Raw genomic sequence first — 1,203 nt, 5'->3', positions numbered from 1 at the left:
ATAATACAACCTCCAACAGAACATGCGTGGGGACTCGGTATAGCATTTTACTACTGGAATGGATTTAATAATCTCAACTATAGATCTTTTCTCATTAGGCCGTTTGATATGAATGATGATTTGGATGTTAGTTTCCATGTAATACCAGATAGTTCAACCGAAGGCAACGAAGTATTGGTTGGTGTAAAAGTTAAATCTCACTTCGATACAGACTTAGAAGGAGTTAAATTTAGGTGGAGTATTACTACAAAAAACAGCGATGGTCAAGATGTTCCGTTGGATGCTGATGCTTATGAACTTGAATTTGGAGGTTCGTCAACCAGTCAGAGCGGGACTATAAATATATCAGCAGAAGACAAGGAAGCATGTTTATATGCTGGGTTTAGAATGCCCAATACTGATGTATATATAGAATTTGCAATTAATGAAGACGGAGAAAATCCTTTAGAAAATGATTTGAAAAATAATATTGTTTCTACAGTGGTTAAAGCCGAAAAGCCTATAAATTCTACTCTTAGGAAATTTGATTTACCATACTATGCATTATCGAGAGAAATAAGCTATCCATTAGCTGATTCAGATATTGTATTTAATCTAAACAATATTAATGGTGATTGGCTGGATGGAAGTGCCAGAATAGATAAATTGAATGTTAATGTAAATGCAGGATTTTTGCATAATTATCAAGTTGGAAGTTCGAGGATTGAAGATAACGAAAATACAATAACTGTAAGTTTGCCAAGCGTGAAAGCAAAGGTCGAAAGGAAAGATTTTGGAGATAATCCTGGAGAGAAGAAGTGGTTGGTCAGCAACAACACTGTTGATGTAATAAAAAGAATTCTAGATACATCTTATTATCTTTCTGTATCTAAAAAATATAGATATAGGATTAAATGCAATATACATGAAGATTGTGAGGCCGAAGGTTGTTCGGGTTATAAGAACGAAATAGGAAATGTAAGCAGCAGCCGAAGTGGTAATGCTCCAATAGAAATAAATACATATGTCTACAACGGCAAAAAGGATTTGAAGAAAAAAGAGTATGAAAATAAAATAAGCAATAATTATGACAAAGACTTTAAAGCGAAAATACTATGGACAAACAATCCTATTAAATTCGATGTAATACGATATATGTTCCACTTGGATGCAGCCGGTAATCCAAAGACATGGGAAGCAGTGCCCGGCAGATATCAAAGGGAA

At 34.3% G+C, this 1,203-nt stretch carries 1 pseudogene; it reads left to right on the top strand.

Annotation, left to right across the window (positions count from 1 at the left end):
* Positions 1-1,203, top strand: a pseudogene (locus JCM21531_RS17265) (hypothetical protein); the annotation flags it as partial.

It is taken from the genome of Acetivibrio straminisolvens JCM 21531, assembly GCF_000521465.1.
GTDB lineage: Bacteria > Bacillota > Clostridia > Acetivibrionales > Acetivibrionaceae > Hungateiclostridium > Hungateiclostridium straminisolvens.
Note: the sequence above shows the minus strand (reverse complement) of the source record. Positions and strands in the feature narration are given on the sequence as shown.